This window comes from Burkholderia sp. MSMB1589WGS, from assembly GCF_001636105.1.
GTDB lineage: Bacteria > Pseudomonadota > Gammaproteobacteria > Burkholderiales > Burkholderiaceae > Burkholderia > Burkholderia humptydooensis.
This window is the reverse complement of sequence record NZ_LNJT01000008.1, coordinates 2,359,254-2,375,627: the sequence shown is the minus strand read 5'-3', so window position 1 is coordinate 2,375,627 and position 16,374 is coordinate 2,359,254. Positions and strand designations below refer to the sequence as shown.

General features: G+C 70.4%; 11 protein-coding genes. 8 read left to right on the top strand and 3 right to left on the bottom strand.

What is annotated here, in order from left to right:
• Window positions 1-85: 85 nt before the first annotated feature.
• The 3 genes from tssA to WT16_RS27655 are packed head-to-tail and all read right to left on the bottom strand — an operon-like array spanning window position 86 to window position 4,337.
• Window positions 86-1,807 carry a type VI secretion system protein TssA gene (tssA, locus tag WT16_RS27665; protein WP_063534691.1) on the bottom strand — a complete coding sequence of 574 codons (1,722 nt, stop codon included), beginning with the start codon at window positions 1,805-1,807 and terminating at the stop codon, window positions 86-88.
• The gene (virG, locus tag WT16_RS27660; protein ID WP_009915376.1) at window positions 1,798-2,532 is read right to left on the bottom strand and encodes a response regulator VirG; all 735 of its coding nucleotides are present in this window, start codon (window positions 2,530-2,532) and stop codon (window positions 1,798-1,800) included. The genes tssA and virG overlap by 10 nt, the downstream gene beginning before the upstream one ends.
• Window positions 2,529-4,337, bottom strand: coding sequence for an ATP-binding protein (locus WT16_RS27655; protein WP_063534690.1), 1,809 nt, complete (start codon window positions 4,335-4,337; stop codon window positions 2,529-2,531). Before WT16_RS27655 ends, virG begins: the two co-directional genes overlap by 4 nt.
• A 259-nt stretch (window positions 4,338-4,596) precedes the next feature.
• Between WT16_RS27655 and tssB the strand changes: the two genes are divergently transcribed.
• The 8 genes from tssB (at window position 4,597) to tssI (ending at window position 16,352) form a co-directional block, all read left to right on the top strand.
• The gene (tssB, locus tag WT16_RS27650) at window positions 4,597-5,091 is read left to right on the top strand and encodes a type VI secretion system contractile sheath small subunit (protein WP_063534689.1); all 495 of its coding nucleotides are present in this window, start codon (window positions 4,597-4,599) and stop codon (window positions 5,089-5,091) included.
• On the top strand, window positions 5,088-6,614 hold the full coding sequence (gene tssC / locus WT16_RS27645; RefSeq protein ID WP_197486519.1) for a type VI secretion system contractile sheath large subunit: 1,527 nt from the start codon (window positions 5,088-5,090) through the stop codon (window positions 6,612-6,614). The genes tssB and tssC overlap by 4 nt, the downstream gene beginning before the upstream one ends.
• Before the next feature lie 184 nt (window positions 6,615-6,798).
• Entirely contained in the window at window positions 6,799-7,287 is a 489-nt protein-coding gene (locus tag WT16_RS27640) for an Hcp family type VI secretion system effector (protein WP_009915381.1), read from the top strand.
• Complete coding sequence (tssE, locus tag WT16_RS27635; protein WP_063534688.1) at window positions 7,266-7,736, top strand: type VI secretion system baseplate subunit TssE; 471 nt, start codon at window positions 7,266-7,268, stop codon at window positions 7,734-7,736. Before WT16_RS27640 ends, tssE begins: the two co-directional genes overlap by 22 nt.
• Before the next feature lie 28 nt (window positions 7,737-7,764).
• Window positions 7,765-9,525 carry a type VI secretion system baseplate subunit TssF gene (gene tssF / locus WT16_RS27630; RefSeq protein ID WP_063534687.1) on the top strand — a complete coding sequence of 587 codons (1,761 nt, stop codon included), beginning with the start codon at window positions 7,765-7,767 and terminating at the stop codon, window positions 9,523-9,525.
• A complete protein-coding gene (gene tssG / locus WT16_RS27625; RefSeq protein ID WP_059930422.1) occupies window positions 9,513-10,535 on the top strand; it encodes a type VI secretion system baseplate subunit TssG in 1,023 nt (340 codons plus the stop codon). The genes tssF and tssG overlap by 13 nt, the downstream gene beginning before the upstream one ends.
• Window positions 10,522-13,341, top strand: a complete 2,820-nt coding sequence (gene tssH / locus WT16_RS27620; protein WP_063534686.1) for a type VI secretion system ATPase TssH — start codon at window positions 10,522-10,524, stop codon at window positions 13,339-13,341. Before tssG ends, tssH begins: the two co-directional genes overlap by 14 nt.
• 26 nt (window positions 13,342-13,367) lie before the next feature.
• Window positions 13,368-16,352 (top strand): type VI secretion system tip protein TssI/VgrG, encoded by a 2,985-nt coding sequence (gene tssI, locus WT16_RS27615; RefSeq protein WP_063534685.1) that lies wholly within the window; start codon window positions 13,368-13,370, stop codon window positions 16,350-16,352.
• Window positions 16,353-16,374: the final 22 nt, after the last annotated feature.

Here is a 16,374-nt window from a genome sequence, read left to right as displayed (position 1 = left end):
CGAGCGAACGACACAGCTTCGCATCGGCACGCTCGGCGCATGCACGGGCAAGCGCCCTGCCGCGCCGCGTCCCGCGCGTTTCCCTTCACATCGACAAACGCATCGCCCGCGCCGCGTCGACGCCCGCGATCTCGTCGAGCACCGTCCGCGCATGCGCCGAATCTCGATCGCGCCGAATCAGCAGCGCATACGCGACCGACAAGCCGTCGAGCGCCAGTTCGGAGTCCCATGCGAGCAAGTCGTGCCGGCGGATCGGCTCGATCACGCCGCGCGCGAACGCGTCGGGAATCTCATGCGCCCAATGATCGCGCGCGAGCTCGCACAACCGGATGCGCGCCCTCAACCGGCGTTCGGCGCCCGGCGCGCGATCGATCGCTTGCTGAATCGCTTGTAGCGCGAGATCGATCCGGCCGCTTGCGGCGAGCGCGCTCGCACGATCGATGGCGTCGTCGGCGGCCGCTTCGCGCGCATCGCCCTGCGCACGATCCGGGTCGCCCGTCATCGGCAAGGACGGCGAAGACGAAAGCGGCGCCGCCGCATTCCGCGCGCCGCCCTGCACGGAAAGCCCGGCGAGCCACGCGCGCGTCGCGTCGTCGGCGAACGGCGTGCCGTCCGCGAATTTCAGCGCATCGAGACCCGGCAGCCGCGCGAGCAGCGCACGAACCGCCGCCTCCACCTCGCGTTGCGCGTCGGCGCAGTCGCCGCGCGCGAGCGCGCGCGCGGCGATCCGCTGTAGATCCAGCCAGAGCGGGAACGCCTGCGCGTGCTCTTCGGCGAAGCGGACGGCATCCGCGGGCTCGCCTTGCACGTCGATGCCTTTCGCCACGTCGACGATCTGCGCATTCGGCGCGGCGATCCGCGTCCGTCCGCTGTCCGCTTCCGTGTCCGGCAGCGTGTGCACGCTCGACCAGCACGCGAAGCGGCGCAGCCGGACGCCGCGCACGTCCGTCCAGTCCGCTTGCGCGAACGCCGCTGCGATGCGATGCAGTTGCGCGAGCGCATCGGCGAGCGCGCGCTCGCGGCCGGCCGCATCGGCGAGCGACGCCGGTTGCCGGGCGGCGTCGGCGTTCGCGCGCAGCGCCGTGCGATCGGCCGGCTCGACTGATGCCTGCCCGGTGGAGCGGGCCGCGAGGCTCGCGGAAGTCTCGCCCACCTCGACGGGCGCATCCATCGCGTTCGACTCGACCGACTCGACTGGCTCGACCGGCAGCCGGTCCGCGAACGCATTCACCGCGCGCATCGTCGGCGCGTCGTCGTCGCGCTCCGCCAGCAGCGCATCGATCCGCCGCGCGGCCGCGCGCAATTGCCCGACCAGTTCGGCCGGACAAGCGCGGCCGCATGCGGCCGCGCCGGCGTCCCGCGTCGCGTCGACGCGATCGAGCAGCCATTGCAGCGCCCCGCGCCGCGCCCGCATCCGCGCCACCGGCGGCGACATCGCGTCCCAATGACGCTCGACGAGATCGCCGACGACTTCGAGCCCGCAGCGCAGCCCCGCCGCGCCGCCGATCTGCAGCAGCGCGCCCGCCAGATAACAGCCGACGAGCAGATCCTTGCCTCGATCGCGCAGCAGCCCGGCGGCGAGATTCATCGCCGAGCGCCAGTCGACGTGCCCGCTCGCGCCCGGCGATGCGAGCTTCGCGAGTTCCGCGTGCAGCGCATCGAACCGCGCGTCGGCGCGCACGTCGGCCCCCGCGGGCGCGGCTGGATCGATGTCCGTGCGCCCCAGCGCGGCAAGCGCGTCGACATCCACGGGCGGGCGCGCAACCGGCGCCGCGCCGCCCGGCCGAGGCCGTTCGCTCATTCCCATAGCGTCTCCACGTTCGTCGCGGCGAAGTAGTAGCCGACGCCGCGCTCCGTTCGAATCAGTTCGGGATGCTTCGGATTCTTCTCGATCTTCTTGCGCAGCCGCCAGATCTGCACGTCGACCGCGCGATCGAACACGTCGTCGAACGCGCGCGTGCACTCGAGCAACTGCGCACGCGTGACGACGCGCGACGGCGAGCCGAGAAAAAACGCCAGCAGATTGAATTCGCCGACTGTCAGCGGAACGTCCTGCGCGTCGCGCGTCGACAGCCGGCGCGTGTTCATGTTCAGCGTCCAGCCGTCGAAACGGTATGCGCGCGGATGCCTGCCGCGCCGCACGGGCGTTGTCGACGGCTCGGCGCGCCGCCACAGCGCGCGCATCCGCGCGAGCACCTCGCGCAGCGAGTACGGCTTCACGACGTAATCGTCCGCGCCGAATTCGAGGCCCATGATGCGATCGGCCTCTTCGCTTCGGCCCGTCACGCAGATGAGCGGAAAGCGCTGCGAATCGCGCCAGCGCAGCAGCACGTCGATGCCGTCTCCATCCGGCAAACCGAGGTCGAGCAGCACCATTTCGTATTCGCGCCGCTCGACCGAATCGGCGGCCGCGGCTGCCGTCCCCACGCCGTCCACGGCCATGCCGTGGCCCGACAGGTAATTGCAGAGCACGCGCCGCAACGGCTCGTCGTCCTCGACGACGAGCACCGCCGGCGATCTTGTCGCATTCATCGTTTCTTCTCCTGTACTGCGCCGCGCGCGCCGGCGTCCGCTTCTCCCGGTGCGCCCGACGCGCCCGTCCCGTGCGCCGCGGGCAACGTGAGCCTGAAGCGGCTGCCCGCGCCGCGATCCGTCGCGACGGCGATCTGCCCGCGATGCGCGATCGCCGCGCCCGCGACGATCGCCAGGCCGAGCCCCGTGCCCGGCGCGCCGGACCGGTTTGAATAGAACGGCTCGAAGATGCGGTCGAGCGGCTCGACGCCGATGCCGTCGCCGTCGTCGCTCACCTCGATCCATACGCCGCCCGGCACCGACGGCTCGCCGATCGCGACATCGAATGCATCGGCGGCCGGCGCGCCGCCGTCGTTCGCGCCGACACGCACGACGACCGTCGCGCGCGCCGCGCGCACTGCGTTGCCGACGAGATTCATGACCGCGCGCGCGAGCTGGCTGCGATCGGCGAATACGACGTGACGAGCGTCGTCACGCCGCGCGTCGCCGCACGCGTCATCGCCGCAACGGACGATCTCGATGCCGCGCAGGGCGGCCGCGCGCATCGCGGCGAGCGCGTCGTCGACGACCTCGTCGACGCTCACCCGCGTCAGCACGGGTTCGCCGCGGCGCGCGGCGAGCAGGATCTGCGTCGTCAGATCGCGCCCCCGCTCGACCGCGCGATGAATTTCGTCGATCGACTCGTCCGCGCGCGCGCCGTCCGCCAGCCGATCGGAGGCATATTCGGCATGGCAATCGATCGTCGTCAGCACGTTGTTGAAGTCGTGAACGATCCCGCCCGCGAAGAAGCCGAGCGACTCGAACCTGCGCGATCGCTCGATCTGCCGCGCGAGCCGGCGTCGCTCGCCCGTCGCGATCGCGATGCACATCGACAGGATCGCGACGCCGATCAGATCGACCTGCAGCGCCCAGACGCCGTGACCGTCGTAATGCAATGCATACGGCCCGCGGCCGCCGAGCGTCATCGCGATCAGGGCGATCGCCGCGAGTGCGTTGAGCTGGGACGCGAGCACGAGACCGCCCTCGATCCCGGCCCAGCACAACGACAGCGCGAGCAACGCGCGCGCGACCTCGGCCTGGTCGCCCCATATCGATGCGAAGCACAGCGAACCGAAGGTCGCGAGCGCGGGCAACTGATTCCGGCTGCGCGACCACGCCGCGCGGCAAGCGCGCGCGTTCCACGTGAGAAGCGCCGGAAGCAACGCGAGCAATGCGAGCGCGTTTGCCGCATACGCACGCGACCATTCGTTCAGCCACTCGCGATCGTTCAGCCACACGGACAGGATCGCCGCCGCGAGCGTCGCATGCATCGCCGCCATGCCGAGCGGCAACAGCAGCACGAACATCGCGAAGCCGCGCAGCGTGTCCACGCCGCCGCCCGGGCTCACGTAGCGCCGCGCGAGCCACGCGCCCGCGATCGCCTCGATTGCGTTGACGGCCGCGAACAGCGCGTCGACGCGCCACGGCACCCAGTCGAGCGAACCCGCGGCGAGCAGCGTGACGAACAGCGAAACCACGCCGAGCCCCCACGCGAGCGGCCGCCGGCAATGCAGCAGCAACGCGATGCCCAGTACCGGGGCGGGCCACACGACGGCCGACAGCGTGTGATTGAGCGACGTGCATGCGCCCGGCCGCGTCAGCAGATGATTCGCGTAGAACAGCAGCAGCAGCAGCCCCGCCGCGTTCAGCGCGCCGCCCGGCGCGAATGCGCGATCGCCGCGGCGCGGCGCGCGGCGCGACGCCTGCTTGATGCGTGCGGGCCGGGCGCGCGCGGGCGGGCCGGCATCGATGGAATTTTCGTGCATAGGTCTCAGCGGTCGGCGAATACTAAACCGTCTTTGTTTCGGACATCAATCGATCTTGGCGATGCGTCGCGCCGTTCTTTTCATCCGCAACGAAGGCGGCACGCGGCGACCAAAAATTGGAACCCGGCGGCTAACGCCGGTTCCGTCTTTCCTTCGATACTGGCCCCGCCGGTGCGGCTTTTGAGCGTTTCATGCAAAACGCCGCGCGCATCCGGACACGACCGTCGCCCGCGAGCGACAACGAAGAGGAGAACCCAACATGACAACGAACGGATCCGTCGCGCCGAAAGAGCGGGTCAACATCGTCTATCGCCCGGCCACGGGCGGCGCGAAAGCGGAAGTCGAGCTGCCGCTCAAGGTGCTCGTGCTCGGCGAATTCTCGACGGCCGACGACAAGCCGCCGCTCGAGGAGCTCGCGCCCGTGAACGTCGACAAGGACGACTTCAACGATGTGATGAAGGCGCAGCGCCTTCGGCTCGCGCTGAGCGTGCCGAACCTGCTCGACGATCAGGCGGGCGAAGACGAACGCCTGGCCGTCGCGCTCGGCTTCGAATCGATCGACGATTTCTCGCCCGACGCGATCGTCGAGACGGTGCCCGAACTGAAGCAGCTCGTCGCGCTGCGCGACGCGCTGAAGGCGCTGAAGGGCCCGCTCGGCAACATCCCGGGCTTTCGCAGGCGCATCCAGGAGATCGTCGCCGACAAGGGCGCGCGCAAGCAACTGCTCACCGAACTCGGCCTCGACGACCAATGAACCGCGACACGGAACAGACGACCATGGAAGGCGAACACCTGCAATCCCCGAAGAACGACGACGCGCCGCACGCGGCGGCGCCCGACTCCCCCGCGTCGCTGCTCGACGAGCTGATCGAGGCCGCGCGCGTGAAGCGCGACGAGGACGCGTATCCGATCACGCGCCAAGGCATCCAGGCATTCGTCGCGCATCTGGCGAAACCGAAGCGCCCGATCGAGACCGTGAGCCAGGCGACGATCGACGACATGATCGCCGAGATCGACCGCAAGCTGTGCCGGCAAGTCGACGCGATCCTCCACGATCCGGATTTTCAGCAGCTCGAATCGACGTGGCGCTCGCTGAAGTTCCTCGTCCAGCGCACGGATTTCCGCGAGAACATCAGGATCCAGTTCCTCGACGTCGGCAAGGCGGCGCTCCTCGACGATTTCGACGATTCGCCCGACATCACGAAATCCGGCCTGTACCAGAAGGTCTACACGGCCGAGTACGGCCAGTTCGGCGGCCAGCCGATCGGCGCGATCGTCGCGAACTACACGTTCGGGCCGGGCGCGCAGGACGTCAAGCTGCTGCAATACGCCGCGAGCACGGCGGCGATGGCGCACACGCCGTTCGTCGCGGCGGCGGGCCCCGCGTTCTTCGGCATCGATTCGTTCGGCAAGCTGCCGAACGTGAAGGATCTGGCGTCGCTGTTCGAGGGGCCGCAATTCGCGAAGTGGAACGCGTTTCGCGAAAGCGAGGACGCGCGCTACGTCGGCCTCACGCTGCCGCGCTTCCTGCTGCGGCTGCCGTACGGCGCGAACACGACGCCCGTCAAGCGCTTCAACTACGACGAGCGCGTCGATGGCGGCGACGCGGATTTCCTGTGGGGCAACGCGGCGTTCGCGTTCGCGACGCGGCTCACCGCGAGCTTCGCCGACTACCGCTGGTGCGCGAACGTGATCGGCCCGAAGGGCGGCGGCACGGTCGCCGATCTGCCGCTCTATGCATACGAGGCGATGGGCGAGATCCAGAACAAGATCCCGACCGACGTGCTGATTTCCGAGCGTCGCGAGTTCGAGCTCGCCGAGCAGGGCTTCATCGCGCTCACGATGCGCAAGCACAGCGACAACGCCGCGTTCTTCTCCGCCAATTCGACGCAAAAGCCGAAATTCTTCGGCATCGGCAAGGAAGTCAAGGAAGCCGAACTGAATTACCGGCTCGGCACGCAACTGCCGTACATCTTCGTCGTCAACCGGCTCGCGCATTACATCAAGGTGATCCAGCGCGAGAACATCGGCACGTGGAAGGAGCGCGGCGATCTCGAGCAGGAGCTCAACCAGTGGATCCGCCAGTACGTCGCGGACATGGACAACCCCACCGAGGGCGTGCGCAGCCGCCGGCCGCTGCGCCAGGCGGAGATCTTCGTGTCGGACGTCGAGGGCGAGCCGGGCTGGTACCGCGTCGACATGAAGGTGCGGCCGCATTTCAAGTACATGGGCGCGTCGTTCACGCTGTCGCTCGTCGGCAAGCTCGAAAAGCGCTGACGGCGCGCGGACCTCGGCGCTTGCGCGCCGAATGTTTCATCCGTGACGTTCGGGCGCTGCGCCGAAACGAAAAACCAATCCGCGCCGCCAATAATCGTTTCACGTCAGCGGCCCCGCGTCGGGCTGCGGCGTTCGTCAATCCGGCGCGCCGCGCGGCGCGCCGCCACATCAGGAGGAATTCACCATGCCGATGCCGTGCTATCTCACGCTCGAAGGGGAAACCCAGGGCAACATCGAGGGCTCCTGCGCCATCGCGGGCCACGAGAACAAGATTCTCGTCCAGGGCGTCGAGCACAAGATCGAGATCCCGAAGAACCTGCAGACCGGCCTGCCGACCGGCCCGCGAATTCACGGGCCGATGATGCTGACGAAGGAGATCGACAAGTCGTCGCCGAAGCTGGCGCAGGCGCTCACGTCCGGCGAGCACATGAAGTCGGTCGTGCTCGAGTACTGGCGGATCAATAAGGATGGCAAACAAGAGCATTACTACACGGTCAAGCTCGAGAACGCGATCCTGATGGAAATCCGCTCGTGGACACCGAACTGCCTCGTGCTCGACAACAAGGAGCTCAGTCACATGGAAGACGTGTCGTTCACCTACGAGAAGATCACGTGGACCTACGTGCTGGACGGCATCGAGGCCGAAGACTCATGGCTCACACCGAAGAAGTGAGCGCGCGCCCGCCGGCGCGCCGGCCGACGGGCGGGCGTCGCCTGCTCGAACGCATCGCGGACTGGGAGGCGGGCGGCGAGCATGCTCGCCTGCCTCGCGCCGACGCGCTCACGCGCTCGATCATCGATCACCTGCGCCGCATCCTGAACACGCGGCAAGGCCACGTGCCGATCGATCCGGCCTTCGGCGTGCCGGACTTCACGAATCTCGCGGGCGGCTTCGCACAAGGGTCCGCCCGCGAGATCGAGGCGCAGATCGAGCGCGTGATCGCGTGCTACGAGCCGCGGCTGAAATCGCCGCGCATCGCGCTCGCCGAGCGCGCGCCCGGCGCGACGACGCTGCACTTCAGTCTCGACGCGCAGCTCGTGATCGACGCGCGCGAAGTGCCGGCGCGCTTTCTGACGACCGTCGGCGGCAACGGAAAGATCGATATCCGAACCATTTGCTGAGCGCGCGCGATTTCGCCGCGCGTCCATCATGACCACCACCACGCTGAATCGCTATTACGAGGACGAGCTCGTCCGCCTGCGCGAGCTCGCCGCCGAGTTCGGCCGCGCGTACCCGCTGCTCGCGCCGATGCTCGGCGCGCCGTCGGGCGACCCGGACGTCGAGCGGCTGCTCGAAGGCGTCGCGTTTCTGACGGGGCTCGCGCGGCAAAAGCTCGACGACGGCCTGCCGGAGCTCGTGCAGGCGCTCGCGAACCTGTTGTTTCCGCACTCGCTCTGCCCGGTTCCGGCCGCGACGCTGATCGCGTTCGAGCCGCGCGGCGCGCTGCGCGAGCGCGCGGTGATCGCGGCCGGCACCGAGATCGAATCGACGCCCGTCGACGGCACGGCCTGCCGGTTCCGCACGTGCGGCAGCCTCGATGTCGAGCCGGTCGCGCTCGCCGGCTGCCGGTTCGTGCCGCCCGCGGAAGGCGGGCCCGCGCTGCGGCTCGATTTCGAGATGCTCGGCATCGACGCGAGCGAATGGGATGCGGCGCGCATTCGCCTGTTCGTCGCCGGCGAGCGGCTGCACGCGAGCCGGCTGTTCGCGCTCCTGATGCGGCACGTCGCATCGGTCGACATCGCATGCGGCCCGCCGGATCGGCCCGGCCCGCGCTGCGCGCTCGGCAGCCGCGCGCTGCGGCCGGCGGGCTTCGACGACGCGCTGCTGCCCTGCCCCGAGCGCGCGTTCCCCGGCTTCAGGCTGCTGCACGAGTATTTCGCGTTCGCCGAGAAATTCCTGTTCGTCGAGCTGAGCGGCCTCGAGCGCTGGCGCGCCGCGCGCTCGGGCGCGCAGTTCAGCGTGTGGCTCGCGCTCGATTGCGCCCCCGACTGGCTGGCGGGCATCGATCGCGACAGCTTCCGGCTGAACGTCGCCCCCGCGCTGAACCTGTTCGCGCACGAGGCTGTGCCGATCCAGCACGAGCATCGCGCGACCGACTACCGGCTGCAACCCGAAGGCGACGCGCACGGCCATTGCCGGATACACTCGGTCGATCGCGTGGTCGGCTATCGTCCCGGCCATCCTGTTGACCGGCATTACGTTCCGTTCGGCGTCGCGGGCGACGCGGGCGACGCGGGTGTCGCGGGCGACGCCGCGAGCTACCGGCTGATTCGCCGCGCGGCGCTCGACGGACGCGGGCACGACGTCCATCTGGCGCTCGCGTATCCGCCCGGCGAGGCGCTCGCGACGGAAACGCTGTCGATCGGCCTGTCGTGCACGAACGGCGCGCTGCCCGCGCGCCTGAAGATCGGCGACGTGTGCCGTTCGACCGACAGCTCGCCCGAGCGCTTCGCGTTCGCGAACATCGCGCCGGTGAGCCCGCCGCTCGATCCGCCGCTCGGCGAGCCGCTGCTGTGGCGGACCATCGGCCATCTCGCGCTGAATTTCCTGTCACTCGGCAACGTCGACAACCTGAAGCAGATGCTCGCGCTCCACGCGTTCGGCGAGCACGGCGACGATGCGCGCGCGCAAGCCGACCGCCGCCGCATCGACGGCATCGAATCGGTCGACGTGCGCGCCGAGACGCGGATCGTCGGCGAGCGGATGCTGAGCGGGCAGCACGTCGCGCTGCGCTGCCGCGCGCACGCGTTCGGCGGCGCGGGCGAGCTGTATCTGTTCGGCTGCGTGCTCGAGCGCTTTCTGGCCGAATACGCGGCGCTCAACACGTACACGCGCGTCGAGATCGACGCGTCGCCCGACGGCGGGCGCTTCGCGTGGCCGCCGAGGATGGGGGCGCAATGCCTGCTCTAGAACCCGTGCTGCTCGGCGAGGCGAAGCACTTCGCGTATTTCCAGGCGATCCGGCTGCTGCGGCGCATCGTCCGCGAACGGCGCGACGCGGCCGCGTGCAGGCCCGACGCGCGGATGCCGATCCACACGCGGCCGAATCTCGCGCTGTCGTTTCCGGACACCGACATCGAGCGCATCGACAAGGCGGAGGACGGCGGCTACCGGGTCGTCGCGAACTTCTTCGGGCTGTACGGCGTGTCGTCGCCGCTGCCGACGTTCTATACCGAAGACCTGATCGACGAAGCGTTCAAGGGCCGCCACGCGGCGCGCAGCTTCCTCGACGTGCTGCATCGCGCGCTCTATCCGCTGCTGTTCGATGCCTGGCTCAAGCATCGGCTGTCGCTGCGGATCGTCGAGGAGCGCGACGAGAACGCGCTGCGCCCGCTCTACGCGCTCGCGGGCGTCGATGCGCGCGTCGCGCGCGACGCGGGCCTGCACGCGCACGCGCTGCTGCGCTACGTCGGGCTGCTGAGCCAGCGGCCGCGCTCGGCGTCCGGGCTGCGCGCGCTGCTCGCCGATGCGTTCGCGCCCGCGACGGTCGACATCGAGCCGTGCGTGCCGCAGTGGCTGCCGATTCCCGGCGATCAGCGCACCCGCGTCGGCGCGCGCGCGCATCGGCTCGGCGTCGACGCGCGCGTCGGCACGCACATGCGCGACGACGGCGCCCGGTTGCGGATCGTGCTCGGCGACGTGCCCGGCCCGCTGTTCCGCGCGCTGATGCCGGGCGGCGAAGCGTTCCGCCGGCTCCGGTTCCTCGCGCGTCTCTATCTGACGCAGCCGTTCACAGTCGACGTCGTGGTCCGCGTGCGCGCGCGCGACGCGCTGCCCGCGCGCTGCGGCGGCCGCGCATGGTCGCGCGTCGGGCTCGACGCGTGGCTGGGCGGGCCGGCGCCCCAACGCGCGGCGTCGCCCGAATTCCGTCTTCCGCCCTCCCTCTTTGATCAAGCGAGACCCCATCATGCTGCTGGTTGACCTGAAACCGTTGATCGAACAGCTCAACCCCTATTGCCGGACGGCGCTCGAAAACGCCGTCGGCGCCTGCGTCGCGCGCCGGCACGACGACGTCGCCGTCGAGCACCTGCTCGCGCGGCTGTGCGACGAGCCGTCGGCCGACGTCGCGCTGCTGCTGCGCGCGAGCGGCGCCGACGCGGCGCGCCTGCGCCGGCAGGCCGACGCGGCGCTCGATGCGCGGCCGGCGGGCGGCGGCGCACGCCCCGCCTTCGCGCCGTCGCTGCTCGCGCTGCTGCAGGACGCGTGGCTGATCGCGTCGCTCGAGCTCGGCGAGACGCACATCCGCTCGGCGGCCGTGCTCGCCGCCGCGGTCGCGCGCGCGGCGCGGCAGCCGTCGCCCGGCGGCGAGGACGTGCTGCAGTCGCTGCGCAAGGACGCGCTCGTCGCGCGCTTTGCGAGCGGCGCATGCGCGCAATCGATCGAATCGAGCCGGCCCGCCGCGCGCGACGCCGCGCCGGGCGATGCGAACGACGCGCACGATGCGCCGAGCGCGATCGCCCGCTATTGCGAGGACTTCACCGCGAAAGCGCGCGCCGGCCGGATCGACCCGGTGTTCGGCCGCGACGCGGAGATCCGCCAGATCGTCGACATCCTCGCGCGGCGGCGCAAGAACAATCCGGTGTGCGTCGGCGAGCCGGGCGTCGGCAAGACGGCCGTCGTCGAGGGGCTCGCGCTGCGGATCGCCGAAGGCGACGTGCCGGCGACGCTGCGCGGCGCGACGCTGCTCGGCCTCGATCTCGGGCTGCTGCAGGCGGGCGCGAGCGTGAAGGGCGAATTCGAGCAGCGGCTCAAGCGCGTGATCGCCGAGATCCGCGCGTCGCAGACGCCCGTCGTGCTGTTCGTCGACGAGGCGCACACGCTGATCGGCGCGGGCGGCCCGGCGGGCGCGTCCGACGCGGCGAACCTGCTGAAGCCCGCGCTCGCGCGCGGCGAGCTGCGCACGATCGCGGCCACCACGTGGAGCGAATACAAGAAGCACTTCGAGAAGGACGCGGCGCTCGCGCGGCGCTTCCAGCCGGTGAAGCTCGACAGCCCGGACGTCGCGACGTCGGTGATGATCCTGCGCGGCCTGAAGGACCGCTATCAGGACGCGCACGGCGTGACGATCCGCGACGACGCGCTCGTCGCCGCGGCCGAGCTGTCGGCGCGCTACATCACCGGCCGGCAGTTGCCGGACAAGGCGATCGACCTGCTCGACACCGCGTGCGCGCGCGTGAAGGTGCGCCAGCAGACGAAGCCCGCCGCGCTCGAGGACGCGCAGCGCGCGATCCAGGCGTTGGAGCGCGAGCGGCGCGCACTGCGGCAGGAACTGGCCGAGCGCTGCGCGCCGGACACGCCGCGCGTCGCCGACATCGATCGCGAGCATGCCGCGCTGTCCGCGCGCGCCGACGCGTTGCGCGACGCATGGGCGGCGCAGCGCGACGCGGCGCAGGCGCTCGTCGGCGCGCGCCGCGCGTGCCGGGCTGCAGCGGATGCCGCTGAAGCGGCCGACGCCGTCGATGTCGCCGACGTTGCCGACATCGCCGATGTCGATGCGAGTGCCGGGGCCGCCGCGGCCGCCTCTCGCGCGCATGCCGAGCCGGCCTCGCACGCCGACGCGCGCGAGCGCGCGGCACGCGCGCACGCCGACGCGACCCGCCGTTTCGAGCACGCGCAACGCGACGCGCGGCTCGTGCGAATCGACGTCGATCCGGACGCGATCGCCGACGTCGTGGCCGACTGGACCGGCATCGCGGCCGGCAAGCTGCGCCGCGACCGCGCGAACGTGATGCTGCGGCTCGCCGATACGCTCAGGCGCCGCATCCGCGGCCAGGATCACGCGATCGGGCAGATCGCGCAGGCCGTGAAGACGGGCGCGGCTGGCGTCCGCGATCCGCGCCGGCCGCTCGGCGTGTTCCTGCTCGCGGGGCCGTCGGGGACCGGCAAGACCGAGACCGCGCTCGCCGTCGCCGACGCGCTGTTCGGCGACGAGCGCTCGATCGTCGTCGTCAACATGAGCGAATTCCAGGAGCGGCACGACGTGAGCCGGCTGATCGGCTCGCCGCCCGGCTACGTCGGCTACGGCGAAGGCGGGATGCTGACCGAGGCGGTGCGCCAGCGGCCCTATTCGGTCGTGCTGCTCGACGAAGTCGAGAAGGCTCACCCGGACGTGCTGAACCTGTTCTATCAGGTGTTCGACAAAGGCACGCTGTCCGACGGCGAAGGCAAGGAAGTCGACTTCGCGAACACGGTGATCTTCCTCACGTCGAATCTCGGCGCGGATGCCGTCGCCGATCTCGCGGCGCACGGCGCCCGCCCCGATCCGGACGCGATGCGCGCGGCGATCCGGCCCGCGCTGTCGCGCCATTTCAAGCCCGCGCTGCTCGCGCGGATGACCGAGATTCCGTATGCGACGCTCGCGCCCGACGCGCTCGCCGACATCGCGCGGCTGAAGCTCGAACGCATCGCGGCGCGCGTCGCCGCGCAGCACGCGACGCGCGTGGTCTACGACGACGCCGTCGTCGCGCACGTCGCCGCGCGCTGCACCGAAGTCGAATCGGGCGCGCGCAACGTCGACTTCATCCTGCAACGGCACGTGTTGCCCGCGCTCGCGCAGCACGTGCTCGTCTGCGCGGCGGACGCGACGCAGGTGGCCGCGATCCGCGTCGCGGTGGACGCCGGCGGCCGCTTCGCCGTGTCGGCCGACGGGCCGGCCGGGGGCGATGCGCGGGGTGCATCCGATGCGCTCGATGCATCTGATGAGCCCAACGCGCCCAACGCGCGCTGACGTCCCCTGCCGCCCAGGAGTTCCCGATGTTGCCATCCCACCGACACGATGCCGCCGCGCCGCCCGCGAACGCGCGGCGCTTCACGTTCGCGAGCGAAGCGTACGACGACGCCGCGTTCGAGGTCGTCGACCTGACCGGCCGCGACGCGATCTCGCAGCCGTACCGGTTCGAGCTGACGCTCGTGAGCGAGCAGCCGCGAATCGACTTCGCGAAGATGCTGAGCCGCGCGGCCACGCTCACGATCCTGCCGCCGTACGGCGACGCCGGCACGACCCGCTATGCCGGCGTGCTCGCCGAATTCGAGCAGTTGAACGGCTTTCGCAACCTCACCGTCTATCGCGCGACGCTCGTGCCGCGCCTCTGGCGGCTGTCGCTGTACAAGGCATCCGACGTCTATCTGAACGAGCAGACGATTCCCGACATCGTGAAGCAGGTGCTGCGCGGCGCGTCGTTCGGCAGCCGCGACTACCGCCTGCGGCACGGCGGCGGCTATCGCAAGCGCAGCTTCGTCTGCCAGTACGACGAGAGCCATCTCGATTTCGTGTCGCGCTGGATGGAAAAGGAAGGCCTCTACTACTACTTCGAGCACGACGGCAAGCGCGAGACGCTCGCGATCGTCGACGACCGCCGCCATCAGCCGGGCCCCGCCGACGATCTCGCGCTGCGCTACCTGCCCGCGGCCGACTTCGACACGGGCATCGAATCGAACCGCGTGCAGGCGTTCGCGTGCCGCGCGACGCCGCTGCCGCGCGAAGTCGTGCTGCGCGATTTCAATCACCGCAAGGCGGAACTGCCGCTCGAAGTGCGCGAGCGCGTGTCGCGCGACGGCATCGGCGAGCGGGTGTCGAGCGACGAGCATTTCCACACGAAGGACGAAGGCCGGCGCTACGCGAAGCTGCGCGCCGAGGCGCTCGTCTGCGAAGGCCGCCGGTTCTCGGGCGAGGCGACCGCGGCCGGCCTGCGCGCCGGCCGCTTCGTCGCGCTCGCGGGCCACTATCGCGCGGATTTCGACGGCCGCTATCTGGTGACGGCGGTCACGCATCGCGGCTCGCAGGCGGGCCTGCTGTTTCCCGATCTCGACACGCCGTTCGGCGCGACGCCGGGCGCGCCCGTCTATCGCGCCGAATTCGACGCGATTGCCGCCGACGTCCAGTACCGGCCGCCGCGCGCGACGCCGAAGCCGCGCGCGGCGGGCGTCATCAGCGCGATCGTCGACGGCGAGGGCGGTGGCAAGCTCGCCGAGCTCGACGAATACGGGCAGTACAAGGTGCGCTTTCCGTTCGCGCACACCGCGCATCCCGCGAACCAGGGCTCCGCGCGAATCCGGATGGCCACGCCCTATGCGGGCGCCGACCGCGGCATGCACCTTCCGCTGCTGAAGCGCACCGAAGTGAAGATCGCCTTCGACGGCGGCGACCCCGACCGCCCCGTGATCGTCGGCGCGGTGCCCAACTCGTCGCACCGCAGCGTCGTCACGCGCCGCAACCCCGCCGCGCACCGGATTCTGACCGAGCACAACCAGCTCTACATGAAGGACGGCAGCGGCGCGGCGACGTGGCTGCACGCGCCGAACAACCACATCGGCATCGGCGCGGTCGGGCCCGGCGGCGGCCTCGCGCTCCTCACGTCCGGCAACAAGTTCGATTTCTCGCTCGGCAACGCGTACAGCTTCTCGGGCGGGCTCAAGTGCTCGGTGTCGATGGGCGGCAACACCGACGTCTACGTCGGCGTGCGCAACAGCCTCGACGTCAGCGCGAACTTCCTGACCACGCTGCAGGGCAACCTGCGCTGGATGCTGCCCGGCAGCCGGACATTCGAGATCAACGACAGCGCGTCGACGCTGCTGCAGACGCTGCACAAGCAGTCCGCGACGGGCGCGATCCGGCTGTCCGCCGGGCAGGACGCATCCGCGCTGCTGCAAAAGCAGCTCGACAAGCTCAAGGGCACGGTGCGCAAGTTCATGATCGTGTCGGGCCTCGCGAACGCCGGGTCCGCGGCCGCCGCCGCGGGGCTCATCAAGGGCGGCGGCGCGGTTGCCGATCTGCCGTGGGCGGGCTTCGGCATATCCGCCGCGCAGTTCGCCGGCGCGAGCGCCGTCAGCACGGCGCTGATGGCGACGGCGCGCACACTGCTCGCGAACGTCGCGAAGCTGCAGGAGGCGCTGCCGCTCGTCGCCGACCTGTCGCTCGGCAAGCACGGCATCGCCCTCGCCGCGAAGAACCTCACGCACGCGACGCGGATGTCGCTCGCCGTCGACGGGCTCACATGGTCGACGCACGCGAAGGGGCCGGGCGCGGCGGGCGTCGCGATGAGCGCCGGCAAGGGCCGCTGGGGCGTCGAATCGGCGAAGCACGCGCACGTCCACGCGAGCGACACGCTGCTGTTCGCGGTGCCGGCCGATCCGGCCACCAGGCTCGACCTGAAGGACCTGATCGGGCTGCGCCGCGATCTCGATGCCTGCGTGAAGGACATCGCCGATCTCGAAGCCGACATTTCGGAAAACGAAGTGCTGTCGACCCGTCAGAACGCGTTCGGCGTCAGCGCGCTCGTGCCCACGCCGCCGTCGCCCGCCGATGCGGTCGCGGCGGTCGCGATCAAGGCGAAGGAAGCGAAGCTCGCCGGGCTGAACGCGAAGCACAGGCTCGTCACGCTGAAGATCGACAACCTCCAGCAAAAGCTCGAGAAACACGTGAATAACCTGAGCGCCGTGCGGATGAGCGCATCCGGCGCCCAGCTCGGCTTCAAGGGCAACCGGCTTGTCGCGACGGCCGACGGCGTCACGCTCGCGCATGCGCAGGGCAAGGCGAAGCTCGACGTGCGCGAGGCGAAGATCGGCGTCGTGGCGGGCAAATCGAGCGTCGAGCTCGACGAAGGCAAGATCGCGGCCGGTTGCGGCAGCGCATCGCTCAAGCTCGGCAGCGACGGCGCGATCGACGTGCGCGCGACCAACGTCAAGCTGAACGGCAGCGCGTCGCTGAAATTCGACGGCCAGTTGATCCAGCTCGGCTGACGGGCGCATTCGTTCGGATTCC

Bases quoted from the DNA above. Each gene is read 5' to 3' on its own strand.
- WT16_RS27640 (WP_009915381.1), top strand. From the start codon at position 6,799: ATGCCGATGCCGTGCTATCTCACGCTCGAAGGGGAAACCCAGGGCAAC.
- tssC (WP_197486519.1), top strand. From the start codon at position 5,088: ATGAACCGCGACACGGAACAGACGACCATGGAAGGCGAACACCTGCAA.
- tssG (WP_059930422.1), top strand. From the start codon at position 9,513: ATGCCTGCTCTAGAACCCGTGCTGCTCGGCGAGGCGAAGCACTTCGCG.
- tssF (WP_063534687.1), top strand. From the start codon at position 7,765: ATGACCACCACCACGCTGAATCGCTATTACGAGGACGAGCTCGTCCGC.
- tssE (WP_063534688.1), top strand. From the start codon at position 7,266: ATGGCTCACACCGAAGAAGTGAGCGCGCGCCCGCCGGCGCGCCGGCCG.
- tssA (WP_063534691.1), bottom strand. From the start codon at position 1,807: ATGGGAATGAGCGAACGGCCTCGGCCGGGCGGCGCGGCGCCGGTTGCG.
- tssH (WP_063534686.1), top strand. From the start codon at position 10,522: ATGCTGCTGGTTGACCTGAAACCGTTGATCGAACAGCTCAACCCCTAT.
- virG (WP_009915376.1), bottom strand. From the start codon at position 2,532: ATGAATGCGACAAGATCGCCGGCGGTGCTCGTCGTCGAGGACGACGAG.
- tssB (WP_063534689.1), top strand. From the start codon at position 4,597: ATGACAACGAACGGATCCGTCGCGCCGAAAGAGCGGGTCAACATCGTC.
- tssI (WP_063534685.1), top strand. From the start codon at position 13,368: ATGTTGCCATCCCACCGACACGATGCCGCCGCGCCGCCCGCGAACGCG.
- WT16_RS27655 (WP_063534690.1), bottom strand. From the start codon at position 4,337: ATGCACGAAAATTCCATCGATGCCGGCCCGCCCGCGCGCGCCCGGCCC.